Source organism: Propionispora vibrioides (assembly GCF_900110485.1).
Lineage (GTDB): Bacteria > Bacillota > Negativicutes > Propionisporales > Propionisporaceae > Propionispora > Propionispora vibrioides.
Map to the genome: position 1 here is coordinate 20471 of NZ_FODY01000032.1, position 18574 is coordinate 39044.

The following is an 18574-nucleotide window of genomic DNA, read 5'->3' on the forward strand; positions in this document are numbered from 1 at the left end:
CCCCTTATAATCTGTTAAGTGCATCTTGCAATGTGGACATATTTTTCTGCTTATCTCCTTCAAATAAATAGCTGCCCACCACGAACATAGACGCACCTGCATCAAATGCTTTTTTTATTCTTTGCGGATTCATCCGCCCGTCAATCTCAATGGCAATATTACGATCAGCAATAATATCGCTTGTTTCTTTGATTTTCTGATAAATAGTATTAATAAACTCCTGATTCCAATGTCCCGGATTAATCGACATAAGCAAAACGAAATCTATCTCTTCAACCAGGTATTTTAAAACTTCAGGCGAAGTTCCCGGATTAAGGGCAATGCCGGCTTTAACTCCCCGTTTTCTGATACTTTTCACCACTTCATGAATATGCTGTGTTGCTTCATAATGAACGGAAATTAAGTCTGCTCCGGCATCTATCACCCTGTCAATGATCCGTTCCGGTTTATTAACCATCAGATGAACGTCCAGGCTCAGGGAAGTATTCTTTTTGATTTTTGCAATTTGATCAGGGCCAAATGCGATATTCGGCACATAATTTCCGTCCATCATATCCACATGTAAAACTTCTATATGATTATTTTCTAAAAAGGTTATATCGCCAATCAGATTTACTATATCCGCATTAAAAATAGAAGGAATTATCTTTGCCATATCCTTGTCTCCTGTTTAAATTTAATCAGGTATGCATCTGCCTTGCTTATTAATTGAAAATATGAAATTTTCAATTTTTACGGGTTGCATTTTTATAGTCGGCATACCTGTTTACGGTATGCATTCAACCGGCTGCCATCAATGAAGAACCGAACTAAACCAGTAGATAATTACACCCCAAATAGGTGAACCCACCGATACATCTGTGCCCAATCCGGTAATACTTAACCCGGCCGCTTTCAACATCGCCGTAGCTCCGGGTGCGACATAGGCGCAGGTATACATGGAGATAACGCAATAGGTAAGTGTCGAAATGACCGATCTAACCAAATTACCATTGCTGGCAAGAGTACAAACCACGGCAAAGTAGCAAACGGAGGTCAACATGCCTACCGGGAAAAACTGAACCCCCGGCAGAATCAGCGCAAACAAAATGACAAACGGTATCGTAATAACTGTTGTTGTAATGGTGGTAGGATCACCCAAACCAAGCGCCACGTCCATACCAATAGTTAATTCTTTTTCCTTATCCAGCTTTTTCTTCATAAAACTATTAGCTGCTTTGCCAACAGGAGACAGGCCTTCCATCATGATGCTAACCATCTTGGGCATCAAAAGCATGACCCCGGCAACACCGATCCCCATGGTGACAACACCGGAAAAGCCCTGTTTTGTCAATACACCGAGTAAGCCGCCAACAAATAGTCCGATAATAATAGGATCACCGATAATTCCCAATCTTTTATTTACGTTCTCTATACTCAAGTCCACTTTATTCAACCCTGGTATTAAATCAATAATCTTATTAATAAGCAAGGCTACCGGAAATGTCCACGCAATTAAATTAACGGTTGTGCAGGTAGTCCCTTCAAGTCCGAAATATCTTTGCCAGACAGGAGCTAATTTATCGCCCACAAACAACGCAATCACCGACATCAAAATAGTAACCAAAAAGCCCGCTATAGCACTATTAAACAACACATAAGTTAAGAAGCCCGGAATCAGAAAGTGCATGTAGTTCCATATATCAATATTCATGGTTTTTACTGCCCCGAATTTAATAAGTGCCAAATTAATAAACAGGCCCACCGGAATTGCCAGCGCAGCAAAAGGAGCCATCCAGGAAGCGGCACCGACTGCTGCCCAGCCGATATCAACAATGGTATACCCCGATCCCAGTTTCTGATAATACGCAACAGCCGGTTCTAACGTAGTCGTTAATAAAGTTACAATTAATCCTAACCCCAGGAACCCTAACCCAACCGTTAAACCTGATTTAACTGCATCACTTAATTTCATTCTGAAAAACAGGCCTAATCCGCAGATGATAATTGGTAAAATAGCCTTAGCACCTAGCCCTAGAATTTGCTGAATACCTGCCAATAGTGTCTCCAAAATAATCCCTCTCCTTTGTTTTATTTTTATATGATAAAAGTAAAGTAAGAATCCGGAAAATCGTATAGGCGCAAGTTTTTACAACCGTTCATAAATATCCGAAATCATTTTCCCTACCTTTTCTCTCAAAGCATCCTCATTAATCCCTGTAATAAAACCAGTGAGACTCATATGGGGCAATTCAGTTTTTCCCGTATAATTATTGGTTGTAAAAATAATATCCACACTTTTTTCGAAAGAAGCGATTTCGGTCATGCTGCACTTAACAATCTCATAGGCAATCTTTAACTCCCGGCAGATCTCTTTTACTGCATCAGCCGCAATCGTGGATGTGGCAATCCCGCTGCCACAGGCAATCAAAATTTTAATTTTAGCCATTTTCATCATCCTTTTCATTATATTTTTTATTTGACATTCTCGGACAAAGGCTGAGTTTTTGTTAATAAACCGGCAATTTGATCAGGCGATGAAGTTTTTTTCATTTCTAAAATCAAATGTTTATTTTGAATAATCGTAATCACTTCCTTTAAGACTTTTAAATGGTCCTGATCATTGTTCATTCCTAAAAAAAACACATATTCCACCGGTAACTCTATCTGAGGATCATCCATTTTATTCATCGTAACAGGCTTTTCCAGAACAACGACACTAATAAATTCCTTTCTTATATTCCCGCATTCACTGTGAGGTATGGCTACGTAATAGTCTTCCATATCCAAACCTGTAGGAAATTTAATTTCCCGCGCGATGAGACTTTCATAATATGTCTCCGTAACAAAATTCTTATTGTACAAACTTTGCGCTACTGTTTTAAATAGATCTTCTTTGTCTGCAAATGATTTATTTACCCAGATAAGCTCCGGATAAACATATCGATTAATCATAATAGATGATCTCCTTTTTCTTTTGTAATTTATCTATAAGGTTTTCTAGTACTCTGTCATTGGATAAGGTTTGCAAGAATGTTTAAGTGCCTCAGCGTACTAGCCTCACAAGATTGCCAAAATACCTGTCTAAACCATGAATTTTTCAGCTAATTTTTTGGTGAAATGATAATAAGACGGATCTTTTAATATGGCTTGTACCCCGTTTTCCTTAACCAAAAATTTAACCAACTTAGGAAAGAATATATCCCATACTTCAAAGAATTCTTTTGCCACATTGATCAGCAATACGATCTGCACACGCTTTTCATTCCAAATAATCGGCTCTTTTAATATTAAAACCGGGATAATAGTTTTATTCAGATCATTATGCAAAGAATGAGGAATTGCCAGTAAATTACTTAATTCCGTAGAACACAGTTGTTCCCGTTCTTTGACGGAAGCTTTTCCTATCTCATTCATCATTCCTTTTTGCACCATTTGATCGGTCATGAATTCTAAAACGTCCCATTTATTGGTAAAATCCATTTGTGGATAAAAAAACTCTTTACGGAAAAGCTCCAGAATCAGATCATTATGAAAAGCTTCCCTGTCCAAGACCTTTTTCTCAATTAAAGCGATTTCATCCATGTTTAACAAAGATTTAAGGTTTATTATTTTGTCTGATTTTATTTGCGGAAAAGGAATTGTCGTTAAAACCAGATCCACAGAGTTTATTACAGCTTCCGTTAATTTATAACCCGGTATGGTATCTATCACTTGTATCCGGTCTTTAAAATACTCTTGAATTCGTGCTTTCACTAACACTGACGTGCCAATACCCGTTCCACAGACAAGAACTGCCTTTTTTGCAGCAACATAATGAGCATCCCCTCTTCGGCTAAGACCGGCGCCAAAATGTATGGCAATGTACCCAATTTCATTTTCATTGACTTTAATATTTCTTTCCTGTTCAATCACCTTTGCTGCGATAGCCGCAATTTGAAAAGCAAGGGGATATTCTTTTTTTATTACATCCAACGCTTCATTACGAATATTCATGTGATTCTGCAAGCGTTTTATAGCAATATCAAGATGCAGGGAAAGCCAATGAATCAAGGTTTCATCCTGGGAAAAATTAATACCGCAGATTGTATTGACCGTATTCATTATTTTTTGAACCAACTGCTCCAAATTCATATCCAACTGAACAGTTTCAAGCTCAAAGTATTTTTTACTGGTAATAATATGTTGTGCCAGATAGCACGTTTCATTTAGGTCAATATGCACCTCAAAATGCCGGTTAATTTCCCGGACAATATACTGCGCAACCTGAAACTCTTTAGTTGAAGCAATCTGCTTCAGTTGCTCTTCTTCATAATGAATCAGTTGTCCAGCCCCGGCACGTTTTATTAAAATTGCAATATGGATTAATAAATTATCAATAGACAAATCTGTCAAGCCCAGCATATTGTGATCAAGCGCTTGCATTACAATATGCTTCATTCCGGCTATATCGATATGAGTAAAGATAGTCTGATAATATTGCTGCAAGCCGTCTTTATATTTTGTAGAAATATATTCGGAAATGGCATAGCGAATTTGCTGTTCATTCCCACAGATTTTCATGCCGCGATTTTTATAATTAACAATCTTCAACTGATATTTATATAAATACTTTTCCACATCTTTAAGATGGCTTTTTAAAGTAGAAAGACTGATATACAGCTTCTCCGACAGTTCCATTTGCGAAATACAAGTGTCATGCAAACTGTTAAGGATGAGTTGTTCTAACATGTAAAATATAATTTGTTCGCTTTCGTTCTTTTGATCTAGTTGCTTTCTTATTACACCAAACTTTTTTTCATCTAACACTTCTAACGAATAGCCGTTTTTAACTGAGGAATGTAATATGCAGCCGTTAAGTTCCATATTGGCCTGAATATATTTAATATCCCGTCTGATTGTGCGTTCGGAAACACCAATGAGCTTTGCCAGTTCATTCCCTGACAACCCCTGATTATGTTCTAATAATAAGGATATAATCTGCGAGTCTCTTGCCTGTAACATATCCATCACCTCTAAATTAATTTAATTGTAGCAACAGAGTATTAAGCAGCATAGCCATAATATGTCCGGCAAAGCGGACATATTATGGCTATGTGTTATTAACTCTTAAATTAGAATGGGTTAGTATTTCTGTAGATTTGCCGAAAACCAATGCCGGGCCGCAAACCCGCGCATTCCCCCGGGTTACTCAACATATTCATACAGCACAACACTTTCGATATGATTGACAAATCTTCTTAGCTCTTTTGCCTGTTGCTTGGTAATCTCCCCATCCTCAAACATTTTGATGATTTCCGAGCGTTCTATGTCGATGACCATCATGCGAAGGTCTTCTTTTTGCTGTTTTTTCTCTTCGCTGTTTGGTCTAACCGGCTTCTCCAGTCGCTCAATCATTCGTCGATAATCCATCTTGACCGGATAAACCATATGGGCCCGGTCATGTTCCTGGGCATACCGCTCCAAAAAATCATACGTGGCCTGCAGCGCCTTTAGCTGGATATCATCGCTGATACGAACTTTAGCGGCAGCCAAAGCCCCGGCTTTTTTACCGGAACCTCCCCTGTAACGCTTCCAGTTTCTGATCATCCTGCCAATGAGATACATGACTCCGGAGTTTACATTGGCCGAGAGAGCTTCTTCCCGGCGGTCAAGCGATTTTTCAAAAGACGCAAACACCGCTTCACTCATCTCACCCCTGGCCATGACAGCCTGTATATATTCCCTTTCTTTTTTTAGTGCCATCAGCCGTATTTCGGATATCTTTATGTCCTGCGGCATCGGTTCCGTCTGGAGATGCCGGAGCCTGATCTTATATTCATCAATCAGTTCATAAGCGGCAAACCGATTTTCCTCATTCATTTCCAGTCGAATCTGTTTAATCGCTTCCAGCAGAATTTTTCTTTTCGCTTCGTCTAACTCCATTTCCTCCCCTGCCTCCGTTGTACCGGCTTCTCTTTTGCTCAACACCGGCAAAAACAGGGTTGCCACGATTAAAGTGAACAAAATGACGCCGGCTGCGAGAAAAAGAATAAGCGACCGCTGCGGAAATTGATCGCCATTCGCTAAAAAGTAGGGTATGGAAAGAACGCCTGCCATCGTAACGGCGCCCCGGACTCCGGTCAGACTGATCATCAGATTCGTCTGGAAATCGGGCTTAACCACATCTTTCGTCTTACTGCCATAATAATAATCAACATAAAAAAAGAGGTAGGACCAGATAAAACGGATACCTAGGATAACCGCTCCGATTACGGCAGCATAGCCGATGAGCAGGTAGTTGTTTATACTCGGATCTGCCACGGCTTCCGCCATGGAGGAAGGAATGTTTAATCCCAATAACAGGAATACCACCCCATTTAGCACAAACAAAACGATGGACCAGATGTTTTCTGTCAGTATCTGCTCTTCGGCGATCATGGTTTCCGTCCGTTCTCTCACCAGGGCATGAACAATCCCGGCTGCAACCACACCGATAACGCCGGAAGCGTGCAAAACATCTTCCGTAATAAGATAGACGGCAAATGGGGTCAGTATCTGCAGCAGCGAATGAAAGGTTACGTCGGCAATGCCTTGTCGGCGCAGCGCAAACCGCAGCCAGGTTACCAGAAAACCCAGTATCAGACCGGCTATCGCCCCGGCCAGGAATTTATAGGAGAAATCCATAATTGCCTCGTTCAGTAAAAAATAGCCTGTTACGACTGCCGTGATTGCGTAATTGAAGGCAACCAGGCCCGAGGCATCATTGATTAAAGATTCCCCCCGTACGAGTGACAATACTTTCTGGGGAATGTGAATCCTTTTGGCGATTCCGTTCACGGCCACAGGGTCTGTAGGTGATAAAATAGCCGCCAGGGCAAAGGCCGCCGTTAGCGGAAGACCGGGTATCATCCAGTGAATAAAATAGCCGCCGCCTAACGTTGTTACAATAACCAGAATAATAGCATTGCCCAGGATCGGCAGGCGCATTTCCCACAATTCCTCCCGGGGAAAACGACTTCCGTCATTGTACAACAGCGGCGCGACAAACAGCAGCAAAAACCATCCCGTTTCTATTTTAAATGAAATATCCTTAATGATAACGGCAAGCACGATGCCCATGGCGATTTGCGTAAGTGCTGTCGGCACCGACGGAACATAATGGCTGACGACATTGGAAAATAGCAGACAGAAAAGCAGCAGCAATATGATGATTAATATATCCATTTCATTCTCCATTCCTAATATACCGGGGACAGCCCAGCGGTCCGGGCCGTTCCATTGGCTCATCCCTTTTCAATAATGACCGGTTACCATTCTTTTATCTATTATAGCAAAATTCACCACTCCGTCATACATGTCAGATCAAGTCCTTCCTCCGTTGCATAGTACGCACACTGTTTATGAGATGTATGATAAGAATTAAAATGAAAGCAATATAGCAAAAAGTAAAACAGCTATTTAGCACTGACGGCTAAATAGCTGTTTTGATTCTTTATAGACTTATCGTTTCATTTTCCATATTTACACCCGGTCGGTCTTGAGTTCCTTTTCATTGGCATGGCGCTCCAGCGCCAACTGGATCAGGCGGTCGATTAAATCCGGATAGGCTATGCCGCTGATTTCCCACAGTTTGGGATACATGCTGATTTTGGTAAAGCCGGGGATGGTGTTGATCTCATTAATGACTGCCCGGTTATCTTTGGTCAGGAAAAAGTCCACGCGGGCCATCCCTTCACAGCAGAGAACCTTAAAGGCTTTTACGGCGACGGTTTGGATCTGCTTAATCACGTCTTCCGGCAGGTTAGCCGGGATTTCCAGAACCGCCCCATTTTCGTCAATGTATTTGGCCTCATACGAGTAGAATTCCTGCTGAGCTTTGATCTCGCCAACACGGGAAGCAATCGGCGCTTCATTGCCTAATACGGCGCATTCCACTTCCCGGCCTTCAATAAATTCTTCAATCAGTACCTTGGTGTCATACTGGAAGGCCGCAGCCAGTGCCGCCTGGAACTGTTCTTCGTTTCTTACCTTGCTTACGCCAACCGACGAACCGGCATTGGCCGGCTTGATGAACAGCGGCAGGCCCAGTTCACCGCTCACCTGGCTGAATGTTAAGCCTTCCTGGTCCCATTTATGTACGACGATAAACTTGGCGATGGGAATTCCGGCATCCCGCAATAGCCGTTTGGCAACATCCTTATCCATGCCGACAGCCGACCCTAAAACCCCGGCCCCAACAAAAGGAATACCGGCCAGCTTCAAAAGCCCCTGCATGGTGCCGTCTTCGCCGCAGGCTCCGTGCAGTACCGGAAACACAACGTCAATATGGCTTGCCGAACCGCCGCCCAGCGGACTGATGGCCTGCGCTCCTTCCGCACCGGGCACAAACATCATGTTTATGGACGACTTGTTAAGAGCAATTAGTTTGGGGTCATTTTCATTTAATAAAAAATGCGACCGGTCATTCAAATACCAGCGTCCGCTCTTGTCAATGCCAATCAGGGTAACCTCATATTTTTGTTTGTCAATTGCATCAATCACGTTCTTGGCCGACTGCAATGAAACCTCATGTTCGGTGGATTTGCCGCCGAATAAGATTCCCACATTAATCTTACGCAAACCCGCACCTCCTATTACGCAATATCTTTATATTGTACTCCCGTGCAGTAAAATTTATCCTGCCCGTTCTTTTAGTATATTCCTAAATTAACTGTCTTTGCTAGTCCTTTTATCGTCATTTTTCCCTAAAGCCATAAAGAATTAAGCCATTAATTTTTTTAAGGTAAACGCCACAGGCAGCGATCTATGGTGGTTTTTCATGGCATAGGCCTTATACAGGTTTTTTATTTACAAATAATGGATATTGTGCTACATTAGCATTAATGGAATAATTTGTAAAATAAAATCCTTTCCTTACATCAGTAAATAGCCTGAATTTTAATATCTATGGTTGGAGGATTGAAATGGTAGATAAAAAAGAGTACTGTCTGGCTATTACAAGCAAAGCGGAAAATAGTGAAGATATGATTGGGGGTATTAAAGAATTTAAAAAAAGATTGATAAAATCCAATGAAGAGGAACAACAATTATTAACGTTAATGACAGAGTATCTTGCCGGTGGTGAAGAAATCATTCAACAGGCGCAAAAAGCGGGACAGAAAATAAGGGAGGACGCGGTACGAAGCCTTGAAGCCCAGCAACGGCGCTTGTTTGAATTGCAGCAAATGCGCGATGATGTGTATAAAAAGCTTGATAGCATCAAAATGGCATTGCAGCAGGTGGCGGACTTTAATAATATAGACTTTTACAACTTCAAGGAGGAGGGATGATGGAGCAATACGTAGGCGATAATAAAAACCTGGCCAGGTGGACAGGGATTGTGACTGAAACAGAGCCTCAGCAATATATGGGCCAAGTGCTTGCTATAATAAAACTGCATATGGAGGCAGCCACGCAGCGTCGAAAACTGCTGGAAAGAGTTTGCGACTATATTAATGATATTCCCGATTATCTTACAGGTCGGGCGGAGCAGGAGGCAGCAAGAATCATTAGCGAAGCCCAGGCCTTTGCTGAAAAAAAAGAACAAGAAAAAATTAAAGTGATGAAAAAAATCGAAGGCCTGGAGAAAGAGATGGCTGCTTTACAGGCTGAAACCCGGAGTCTTTTAGCAAAAGCGGCAGGTATTCATCAAGGAAAACGGAGTCGTACCGCTAAGGAAAATAGTAATATAGAAAAGTTAAGTTTTCTAAGGCATTTATGGAGTTAGATCATTGACCAATATCCAAAAAGAATAGCAAGATAAAAAGCAAGGCTTTGAAGTATAAGCCTTGCTTTTTTGTGGTTGAAGAGTCGACAGTATCCTCCCTATTTCACGGGCATTTATTATGCGCAAAAAACATAATGTCACATAGAATAATCATAGGGAGTGATGAATAATGGAAAAATACGTGGTAGTACACCTGACTACCCACCGTGCCTGTTATTTTGAAAATGACCAATTAATTAAAGAATATCGTGTAGGCAGCGGAAAATCGGAAACACCTACGCCGCCAGGCAGCTATAAAGTTGTCGAAAAGTTGGTTTTTAAAAACCAGGGTGATATAGATTTTGGTTCAAGAAGACTTGTTTTATCATCAGATAGAACCTGTCTCCACGGCTCCTGGAACGGCCCGGTAGAAGGGTATGTTTCGGGCGGCTGTGTGCGGATGTACAACCCAGATATCGAGGAACTTTTTGAAAAAGTGGATGTCGGAACTCCGGTCATTATGATATAATATTGCTTGATTCCGATGATTGTCCCATCAACCACTAACAGCATATTTAAGAATTTACTCCGCCTTTCTTACAAGCGGAGTTTTCTTTCATTTACTGTCCCACAGAGATTTCAGTAAAAGAGGTATACCCTGCTGAGCCCCCAATAAGACAAAGCACCCATACTAGAATCAAAATTACACCGAAAAGAGATGAATACCGCATGAAAGATCAACTAAAATTTATAACTGCTATGCTTATTTTTGGCACTATCGGAGTGTTTGTTAAAAATATAAATCTGCCGTCTCTGGATATTGCCTTTTTACGAGCTGTCATTGGCTGTGTATTTTTAATATGTGCAGGCTTTATCATGGGACAAACATTTTCGCCTACGATCATAAAGAAAAATATACGGATACTTTTACTTTCCGGTGCTGCCATCGGTTTTAACTGGATACTACTGTTTCAAGCTTATAAATACACAACAATAGCTAACGCAACACTGAGCTATTACTTCGCCCCTATGTTTGTCATGATACTGTCTCCCCTGATTCTAAAAGAACGCCTTACCATGATCAAAATAGTTTGTATTATTGCCGCTATCGTTGGGCTTTTTATGATATTAAACGGCGACAGTACAGCCCCCCTCTCTAACACACACTTAGTAGGCATTGGTTACGGTCTGGCAGCAGCAGCCCTGTATGCCAGTGTAATACTTATGAACAAGTTCATAAAAGGATTATCCGGTTTTGAAACAACGCTGATCCAGCTTTTTATGGCAGGTCTGGTATTGCTTCCCAGTCTTCTTTATAACCAGGGAATCCCATTAGCTTCACTGAATGGACAAGTTGTACTCCTGATCCTGGTTGTCGGCATCATACATACAGGCTTAGCCTACCTGATATACTTTTCATCCATGAAAGAAATAAAAGGACAAACCATTGCCATTCTAAGTTATATTGATCCGGTTACCGCCGTATTCCTCTCCGCAGTGCTGCTAGGTGAAGCCATGACTTATTCACAAATAATTGGTGGAATCCTGATCTTAGGCTCAACCTTCCTAAGCGAAACCGGTGAGGGCTTGATTCAAAAAATAACAAAATCAGCTTAAACACACGTGCTGTTGCTTAACCAATTGATCGTTTTACTTCTATATCGCCTATTGCTTCCGAAGCTCAAAGTTCCATCTATCTTACAATCAAGGAATGACATTGTAATTGCCTCCATACTCTTAAGTCCACTACATTGCAAAAGCCGGCAATCCAGAGCCTACCTTACTCAAGTATTTTCCTCCCTAAATTCTTCGACGAAGAACTGTTTCTATATTATAACCAGAGCCTTAACTAGATTAGTATGATAGCTAAGGCTCTAATTCGATAACTTACTTATTTTTCCTTTATAATCGGCATGGTAATGTTACCCTTCTCATATTCGCGATGCCAGTATTTATGCGGAAACTGGATCGAAAAGGCAATCAGGATTATATCTAAAGGCCAACCAAGTATTGCCCGTATCGTAAATGCAAGGCCTATATCAAGCTCCGGCGCAACATACAGATAAAACAAGCCTTTTGCAATATATGTGATCCCCCATGCAGCCGTTACCAATCTCCAACAGTTTCGATAATACTTAGTCTCTTTAAATTCCTCCGTAAAATTGGTCGTTTTCGATTCTTCCACCATTATTTCGATAAAAGTTTTCTTGAAAGCCAAGGTTGCCATGACAAGAATTCCATAAATTTCACTCCGTATAGCTAAAGAAAGCCAGTACAAGCTACTTGAAACGTAAAACATGATAAACTCAACTACCGTAAAAACAATGGTCATCAAAGCAAATATGGATACCTTTTTATGCCGGACACTTTCCCAAATCACTCTCATTATGCTCCATACTCCTGCGAAAAATATGCCGGCAAGAGGCTTTTCATAATTGGCTAAAACAGAATAGCACAGGATGGGAATGGCCATGTCAATAAGCAGCGTTCGCACAGGAAAATGCCGGAAAAGCACAATATACCACGGTGATCCTGCGATGTTTTTATCTGTTGAAATAATAAATCTCCCCTTCAAAATCCCTCTTTGCTTTTTATTTATTTGTTATTCAAAACAGTGTCAAAATAGCTATTTGCTTTTTGAATATATACTTCATCAGGAATAAAGTTCTGTTCCAATAACCGTTTGGTTTCTTCAGACACACTTTGGCCTAAAGCAATCGCCCGGCCCGCGTTTTCCAGGTTTCTTAGATAACCGGTAATAATCGGACGTAGTTCGTCAGTATTGATACTTAAAAGACCGCCCTGGGCGGCGTAGAATTCTCCGAGTACTTCTGTCTTCATGTTAAGCGCCGCTCTTTTGATCCAGTGGGATATCACCTGGAAATGGGATCTTTCCGAAAAACCGCAATTAGATATCATGACAAGCTTCGGTGAGGGTGCGTCTATTCTTTTCAAGTGCCGGCATTCTCCATTCGAACCCTTTTCAAAATGAGGATCACCTTTGACGATCATGCGATCCATAAAATCTTTCAGCATACCGGAAATATTATCAAAATAAAGAGGAGTAGCCAGCACAAAAATGTCTACACCTTCGCAAAGAGCCAATATTTCAGCCATAGCATCCTTTATCACACATTGGCCAGGGGTGCTAAGCCAGCAGGAAAAGCAGCCTCTGCAGTGCTTTACATCCTTTTCCGCTAAAAAGACGTTTACCGTTTCGGCCCCTGCCGCTTGTGCTCCCTTTAAAAAAGCACCGACCATCACATTGGTATTGCTGGCCTTACCTTTGGGGCTGCCGTTGATAGCTACGATTTTATTCACTTGACTTCCCCCTCGCCGTCTCAATTTTATTATTAAACCATAAACTAAAACCTCTATTCCTTGTTCCGCTTTATTTCCTCTACCAAATCCAGGCATTCCTGTGCCCACTCAATGGATGCTTCCGTTGTTTTTACGCCTCTTCTAAGTGTCATATACCAAAAAACAGCATCAGGATCGCCTTTTTTTCGTTGCTCCTTAATCCGGGCTTCCGTCTCTCTATACGAGTTAAGCTGATCTTGCCGTTTACGTATAAAGCGCCGGAGCTCATATGCCAAATCGGCTGGATCAATATGCGAGGCAAAAAAAATCCGCGCCAAAAAATCACTTCGTCCCGCTTCTTCCATGGTTTCGGGAAACTCCTGCAGCCAGCGCTTAAATACTTCCGTACCCTCCTGCGTAACGGAGTAGATTTTTTTATCAGGCTTACCTTCCTGCGGCTCGATGATGGAGGTTACCCAGCCTTTTTCCTCCATGGAACTAAGTTCACGATAAATCTGGCTCATATGGGCATTCCAAAAATGATTGATTGAGGATTCAAATAGTTGTTTGAGTTGGTACCCTGTCATAGGCTTAAAGGATAATAAGCCCAATAGGGTGTGATTTAAAGCCATATCATGCCCTCCATAACTGGAATTAATTTCATTTTCATATTAGCAAAGTTATATATAATTTGTCAACTATATTTCACAGGACAAAGTATAAAAAATTATACGTTCAGGAACATGCGTAAAATATCCGCCAAACAGACGTCTCAAACTGAAAACAAGAAGAGAACAGTGGACCTTACACGAAAGCATAAGGTCCACTGTTCTCTTTAATCTGAATATCTATGCCATAAAACAAGCTGGTTCCAAGGATGTATTCTCAAAATCAGTGGAATGATCCATGACCATTAATTTTAGGCTAAACGAGGCAAAAATTCGAAGAAATAATGCCGTTAGTGAATGTTTCTGCTAAGCTAAAAACACGCCCTAGTGATTAATTTATTTAAAGATTTAATAGCCGGGCAATATTTCCACCCAAAACCTCTTGTAAAACCTGCTTATCGGGAACAATCTGTTCTAATATGCTACGGGCGACAAGCGGTGAGGCGTAGGGAGCGTCTGAACTAAAGAGGGTACGCTCAGGATATTCCTGAATAGCAAAGGCTGGGGCCACGGTCGTAAAAGTTGCCGACAAATCAAGATAAACATTGGGCAGTTCCCGCACTGCTTTCAATGTATCCAACCAGTTTACTCCCCCTAAATGTCCCACTATCAAAGGTATTGCCGGATACTTAGCAGCTAAACCAAGAAGCACCTTGATATCGGCAAAACTCAATGGGAAAAAGGTATGAACCCAAAGAGGAAGGTCACCGGCTTCATGGGATGCCTGAAACAGCGGTTCTAATTTTCCGGCTTGCCCGGTACCTGGCGCAAGTTCACCAATTCCCTTAAAATGATTCGCTAAAATATATCGTTCGATCCACTCCAAATTCTCGTCATAAGACAGTCCCAAAGGAATGGGTCCAAAGCCAATATATTTCTCAGGGTTGTTCTTTACTATCTGCACCAGCTCCGTCGTTGACGCGATTCTTTCTTGAACCGGATTTTTCCTTCCGTTTAAAATATCATATAAATTTTTCAATTCAGTTGCAAACTCATCTATGTCTCTTGCCGTTTCCGGATGAATTGTCGTAGCAAACAAGATAGTGCGTTCTATGCCTGCCTGTTTCATCATTTCTATTTGCCTCTCCTGCGGCAGCATGACATGCGCATGACTATCAATAATCATAAAAAGGCCCCCTTCTTAATTCTGTTCAAGTTCCTGAATGCGCTCCTCCAGTCGGAATTGTATCTGCTGCAACACGGCCATCTGTTTATTTACTTCTTCCAGCTTTGTTTTATAGAGCTGATAGGCTGCCTGGCATAACGGCCTGTTTGAAAACGAAGTTGGGCAGTCAATAATGCCGGCAATATCCTCTGTCGTTAGTCCCAGACTCAAATATAGCTGAATGGTTTTTACCTTTTGAACCGATGTTTCATCATAATCACGATAACCATTGTCAAGTCTGTTCGCTTGAATCAAATGTTTAGTTTCATAATATCGCAATGACCTGATGCTTGCCCCTGTTTTTAAAGCCAACGCCTTGATAAGCATCATTTGTCCACCCCCGCTTTTATTATAAACTATGACATCCATGTTATAGTCAATCAATAATTAATCACTAAAACCCGTGCTTTACTAAAAAAACTACTCAATTTAAAACCCACCTGGATTGAGATTCAAAGAATCACCCTTTTACTGGTAAAGAAAAATAAAAGAAAAGAGTCAACGGGTAAAATCCGTTGGCTCTTCTACAGTTTAAGCCAATCTTATATTCATCCTATCCACATATTCTTCAGGATGAATAAGCTCCATCTGGAGTTTCAGCTTGGTATCATCAGCTATTTTATTATTGTTTACAATTTCAAAGCCGGACTGCTTTACATAGCCTAAATATTCATCTACGACCGCTTTTAGTTCTGGGTTACTCGTTTTTAGCAGTTTACCACTATTTCTATAAATCTCCAATATGGGATTACACGGCTTGAATACTGCTTTTATCGTCTCAAAATTGTTTTCGCCAGGAAATCCACAATTCGCAATAACAACTGCATCGGGAAACTTGGTTCTGACTTCCATATCATAATGCTCTTCAGTTTGGGTCGCCACAGGACGTCTTAAAGGAATAAGGCGATCCACAAAATTTTTCAGAGCTGCCGTCATATTCCAAGTGTATACCGGTGTAGCATAACAAATTATATCGGATGACATATATTTTTCCAGCAGTTCTGCCATCCCATCGTTAAAAACACACTGTCCAGGCGTTTTAAACCAGCAAGAAAAACATCCGTTACAGTGATTAATATCCTTGTTTATTAAAAAAACATTGTCTACAGCAGCTCCCGCTAATTTAGCACCCTCCAGAAATTTTTGCACGATAATATTGGTGGTACTTTGCTCTGCGCGGGGACTGCCATTAAATACTGTTATTTTCATCGCTTTCACCTCTTCTTATTTCTAGTACCTCATCTGCATTAAAAACTCTGCTATTTTTGCGGTCTTTTTCCGCACTGCTTCGTTGTCGTCCCCTTACAGATTCTCGATCTGTGCGGCTCCTCCGCCTCGCATTGCAAAAAAATCCTCGCAAAAATAACTATCGTTTTAACGCAGATGAGGTACTAGTAGTTATCGCCCTAAAGCTCGACTCTCTCCATCAAGTAAACAATCCAATCCTGCACAGATTTAGTTTAGAGTATATTGGCATTACTATCAATAAACGAGCCGTAGAGTGCAAAAAACAAGGATAGTTTAACCAACTATCGCTGTTAAGCTATCCTTTTGTTTTTCAATATAGATATCGCTCTAAAAAACATCCTCAGTATAACAACTCTCACTTTCCATATACAATCCTATAAAGATCGTATTTTTTTCGCTTTTTCGGTCAATATGGAAAATGCCTGCGCGCCAAACTATTTACTCATTCATATTCCGAAACCTGCCATTGAAACCGGCATGAAGCCCACAAACAATTATAATGAATATTTTATAAAAATAAGCAAGAAATGATATATACTTAAAGAAAAGGCTAACTTACTTCTATGAAAGGTATTTATTGCTTATGAGAAAATGGTATGCCGATGAAGAGCTCATAAAAAATTCAGCAGAATGCGATGAAGCCTTCTGCCATCATGATAAAAACCAATTAGCTAAGTTAGTCAGTCTTTGCTGGGAAAAAGGCCATGATGAAAGCAGAGAACCTATCGTCCGGGCAAAATATCTTTACAATAGCTTTACCTGTTTAAATTACTGGATTTCTCTGTCGATTCAAACGGATATCGAATTAAAAACCTGCCCCACACATACCATGGGACTCAGAAAATATGAAGCAGAATATGAAAAGTGTTTTTATCTTTTCCGTACATCCTATACCCTTTGCCAATCTACCTATACGAATATTTATGCCCATGATGACGAAACGGAAATTGCTTATTTTAAGGGATTCTACTATAGTCTGATCGTAAACTATTCTAACTTACTATCAGAAAGCGGTCGCCTGATAAGGGCCTTAGGAGTGTTGGACGAGCTTTCATCAACGAATTTTTCGATGGCTCTCGGCAATTTAGGATTAAAAATTATTGACTATGCCGATTTAGATTATGACACCGGGCACAGGCCTATTCTATATCAAAAAGCCCATGAGAAGCTCTCTGCCAGTTTGCAGTATAATAATCCATACCCGGAAGCGGCTGCTGCCTTCTCAAAGAAAAAAGAAGAATTGGAAACTTGGATTGGCCCGGATTATTTACAGCACCCCTATGATTTTCCTATGGATATAAATGATGCCGCTGAAAAAAATTATCGCAAGTGGTGTGCCCATTATGTTCTCTCGCTAAATACGTTAAATGATGTCTATAAGGGAGTAGGCGCCGGTTATGATCCCATCCACTTGCCCAATATGGAAAAATCAACTATTCCCACAATGCTGCCACGCTATCACGGATTGTTTAATCAAATAAAGCAGGAATATGTGGCTGCCCGGTTTTTAGCTTACGAGGGATTAACGATTCGGGAAGCTCACTTTTCGGACAAGGATGTCTTTCTGGTGAATACCCCTGATTATCCGGTATATGGCCTTGGTATTGAGAAAATCAAAGCAGCTTATCGAAGCATGTATGCTATTTTTGACAGAGTAACCTATTTCCTTAATCAATACTTCGATTTAGGAATTCCTGAAAAAGAAGTATCCTACAAACGAATTTTGCATCCAAATCAAAAAGACCGAAACAGATTAGAGAATTTTGTGGAAGAAAACTATCCGCTTCTTGGATTATGGTGGATTTTTAAGGATATTAGCAATAGAACGATTTCAGGTATCAACAAACATATCGACCCGGTTATGTCCAAAGTTAGCCAGGTGCGTAATGCCATAGAACACCGTTATTTTAAAATATTGGATTATCACCCGGATTCATCGTCAGACAGTAGCTTAGACAATCTTGCCTACAAGATCAGCTTTCAGGAATTTGAGGCCTTGACCATAACCTTAATGAAAAACACCCGGGAAGTGATCATCCTCTTAGTCATGTCTATCTATGTCTCGGAGAAAAATCGCGAAAAGCTCACCGAACGCTAACCGTGATTTTAGCAGCCCTGTTACCAATGTACCTTTAGCAAGGAGAGATGCAGTCGAGTAGAGGCGGAACTCACATTCCAGCCCCCCTCACGGAACCGGACTTGCCCTATTAAGGCATCCGGCTCTTCATAGCAGCATTTACTTACGTTTAGCCATAGATATTCACATAGATTCTCGCTTTTGCTAGCGGGAATCTATCTGTTAGTTTTGCAAATCCTTCCCACGTCAAGCTCTTCTTTTGGCTTCTGCGATTGAGTATTTCAAACAATTTACGCCGTACGCAGTATCCAAAGGTATGGATTCCATTGCTGTTGTCGGTTACCCCATAGTAGCGAAAGTGCCCAACCAGCTTGGCATTTATCTGTTTGATCAAGGTTCCTAGCTCCGTG

Annotated in this window: 19 protein-coding genes; 5 read left to right on the forward strand and 14 right to left on the reverse strand. The window is 40.9% G+C overall.

Going from position 1 to position 18574, the window contains the following annotated elements; genetic code table 11:
- Positions 1–4: 4 nt before the first annotated feature.
- The 7 genes from rpe to ddlA form a co-directional block, all read right to left on the reverse strand.
- Positions 5–655 (reverse strand): ribulose-phosphate 3-epimerase, encoded by a 651-nt coding sequence (gene rpe, locus BMW43_RS18635; protein WP_091751383.1) that lies wholly within the window; start codon positions 653–655, stop codon positions 5–7.
- Between the two features lie 138 nt (positions 656–793).
- Positions 794–2050, reverse strand: coding sequence for a PTS transporter subunit IIC (locus tag BMW43_RS18640; RefSeq protein ID WP_091751385.1), 1257 nt, complete (start codon positions 2048–2050; stop codon positions 794–796).
- Between the two features lie 78 nt (positions 2051–2128).
- Entirely contained in the window at positions 2129–2428 is a 300-nt protein-coding gene (locus tag BMW43_RS18645) for a PTS sugar transporter subunit IIB (RefSeq protein WP_091751388.1), read from the reverse strand.
- Positions 2429–2454: 26 nt separating this feature from the next.
- Complete coding sequence (locus BMW43_RS18650; protein WP_091751391.1) at positions 2455–2934, reverse strand: PTS sugar transporter subunit IIA; 480 nt, start codon at positions 2932–2934, stop codon at positions 2455–2457.
- Positions 2935–3063: 129 nt separating this feature from the next.
- Positions 3064–4983, reverse strand: coding sequence for a BglG family transcription antiterminator (locus tag BMW43_RS18655; protein WP_177173678.1), 1920 nt, complete (start codon positions 4981–4983; stop codon positions 3064–3066).
- 183 nt (positions 4984–5166) lie between these two features.
- Positions 5167–7185, reverse strand: a complete 2019-nt coding sequence (locus BMW43_RS18660; RefSeq protein WP_091751397.1) for a Na+/H+ antiporter — start codon at positions 7183–7185, stop codon at positions 5167–5169.
- A gap of 297 nt (positions 7186–7482) precedes the next feature.
- On the reverse strand, positions 7483–8580 hold the full coding sequence (gene ddlA, locus BMW43_RS18665) for a D-alanine--D-alanine ligase (protein WP_091751400.1): 1098 nt from the start codon (positions 8578–8580) through the stop codon (positions 7483–7485).
- A 344-nt stretch (positions 8581–8924) separates the two neighbouring features.
- Between ddlA and BMW43_RS18670 the strand changes: the two genes are divergently transcribed.
- The 4 genes from BMW43_RS18670 (at position 8925) to BMW43_RS18685 (ending at position 11323) form a co-directional block, all read left to right on the forward strand.
- Entirely contained in the window at positions 8925–9290 is a 366-nt protein-coding gene (locus BMW43_RS18670) for a hypothetical protein (protein ID WP_091751403.1), read from the forward strand.
- The gene (locus tag BMW43_RS18675) at positions 9287–9727 is read left to right on the forward strand and encodes a hypothetical protein (RefSeq protein ID WP_143050663.1); all 441 of its coding nucleotides are present in this window, start codon (positions 9287–9289) and stop codon (positions 9725–9727) included. Before BMW43_RS18670 ends, BMW43_RS18675 begins: the two co-directional genes overlap by 4 nt.
- 169 nt (positions 9728–9896) lie before the next feature.
- On the forward strand, positions 9897–10235 hold the full coding sequence (locus BMW43_RS18680) for a L,D-transpeptidase (RefSeq protein ID WP_091751409.1): 339 nt from the start codon (positions 9897–9899) through the stop codon (positions 10233–10235).
- Between the two features lie 200 nt (positions 10236–10435).
- On the forward strand, positions 10436–11323 hold the full coding sequence (locus tag BMW43_RS18685; protein WP_091751412.1) for a DMT family transporter: 888 nt from the start codon (positions 10436–10438) through the stop codon (positions 11321–11323).
- Between the two features lie 274 nt (positions 11324–11597).
- Here BMW43_RS18685 and BMW43_RS18690 read toward each other — a convergent pair whose 3' ends face one another.
- The 6 genes from BMW43_RS18690 to BMW43_RS18715 all read right to left on the reverse strand — a co-directional run bounded on the left by BMW43_RS18690 (position 11598) and on the right by BMW43_RS18715 (position 16048).
- Positions 11598–12281: a VC0807 family protein gene (locus BMW43_RS18690; protein WP_091751415.1), complete on the reverse strand. Its 684-nt coding sequence runs from the start codon at positions 12279–12281 to the stop codon at positions 11598–11600.
- Between the two features lie 20 nt (positions 12282–12301).
- A complete protein-coding gene (locus BMW43_RS18695) occupies positions 12302–13135 on the reverse strand; it encodes a flavodoxin family protein (RefSeq protein WP_245732612.1) in 834 nt (277 codons plus the stop codon).
- A complete protein-coding gene (locus BMW43_RS18700; RefSeq protein WP_091751421.1) occupies positions 13081–13638 on the reverse strand; it encodes a PadR family transcriptional regulator in 558 nt (185 codons plus the stop codon). Before BMW43_RS18700 ends, BMW43_RS18695 begins: the two co-directional genes overlap by 55 nt.
- Positions 13639–14014: 376 nt before the next feature.
- On the reverse strand, positions 14015–14800 hold the full coding sequence (locus tag BMW43_RS18705) for an amidohydrolase family protein (RefSeq protein WP_091751424.1): 786 nt from the start codon (positions 14798–14800) through the stop codon (positions 14015–14017).
- A gap of 15 nt (positions 14801–14815) precedes the next feature.
- The gene (locus BMW43_RS18710) at positions 14816–15169 is read right to left on the reverse strand and encodes a MerR family transcriptional regulator (RefSeq protein ID WP_245732614.1); all 354 of its coding nucleotides are present in this window, start codon (positions 15167–15169) and stop codon (positions 14816–14818) included.
- Between the two features lie 201 nt (positions 15170–15370).
- The gene (locus BMW43_RS18715; protein ID WP_091751430.1) at positions 15371–16048 is read right to left on the reverse strand and encodes a flavodoxin family protein; all 678 of its coding nucleotides are present in this window, start codon (positions 16046–16048) and stop codon (positions 15371–15373) included.
- A 622-nt stretch (positions 16049–16670) separates the two neighbouring features.
- Here BMW43_RS18715 and BMW43_RS18720 point away from each other — a divergent pair.
- Entirely contained in the window at positions 16671–18185 is a 1515-nt protein-coding gene (locus tag BMW43_RS18720; protein WP_091751433.1) for an LA2681 family HEPN domain-containing protein, read from the forward strand.
- Positions 18186–18333: 148 nt separating this feature from the next.
- Here BMW43_RS18720 and BMW43_RS18725 read toward each other — a convergent pair.
- Positions 18334–18574, reverse strand: a 241-nt coding sequence (locus tag BMW43_RS18725) for a group II intron maturase-specific domain-containing protein (RefSeq protein WP_281246135.1), incomplete at its 5' end; no start/stop codon positions are given.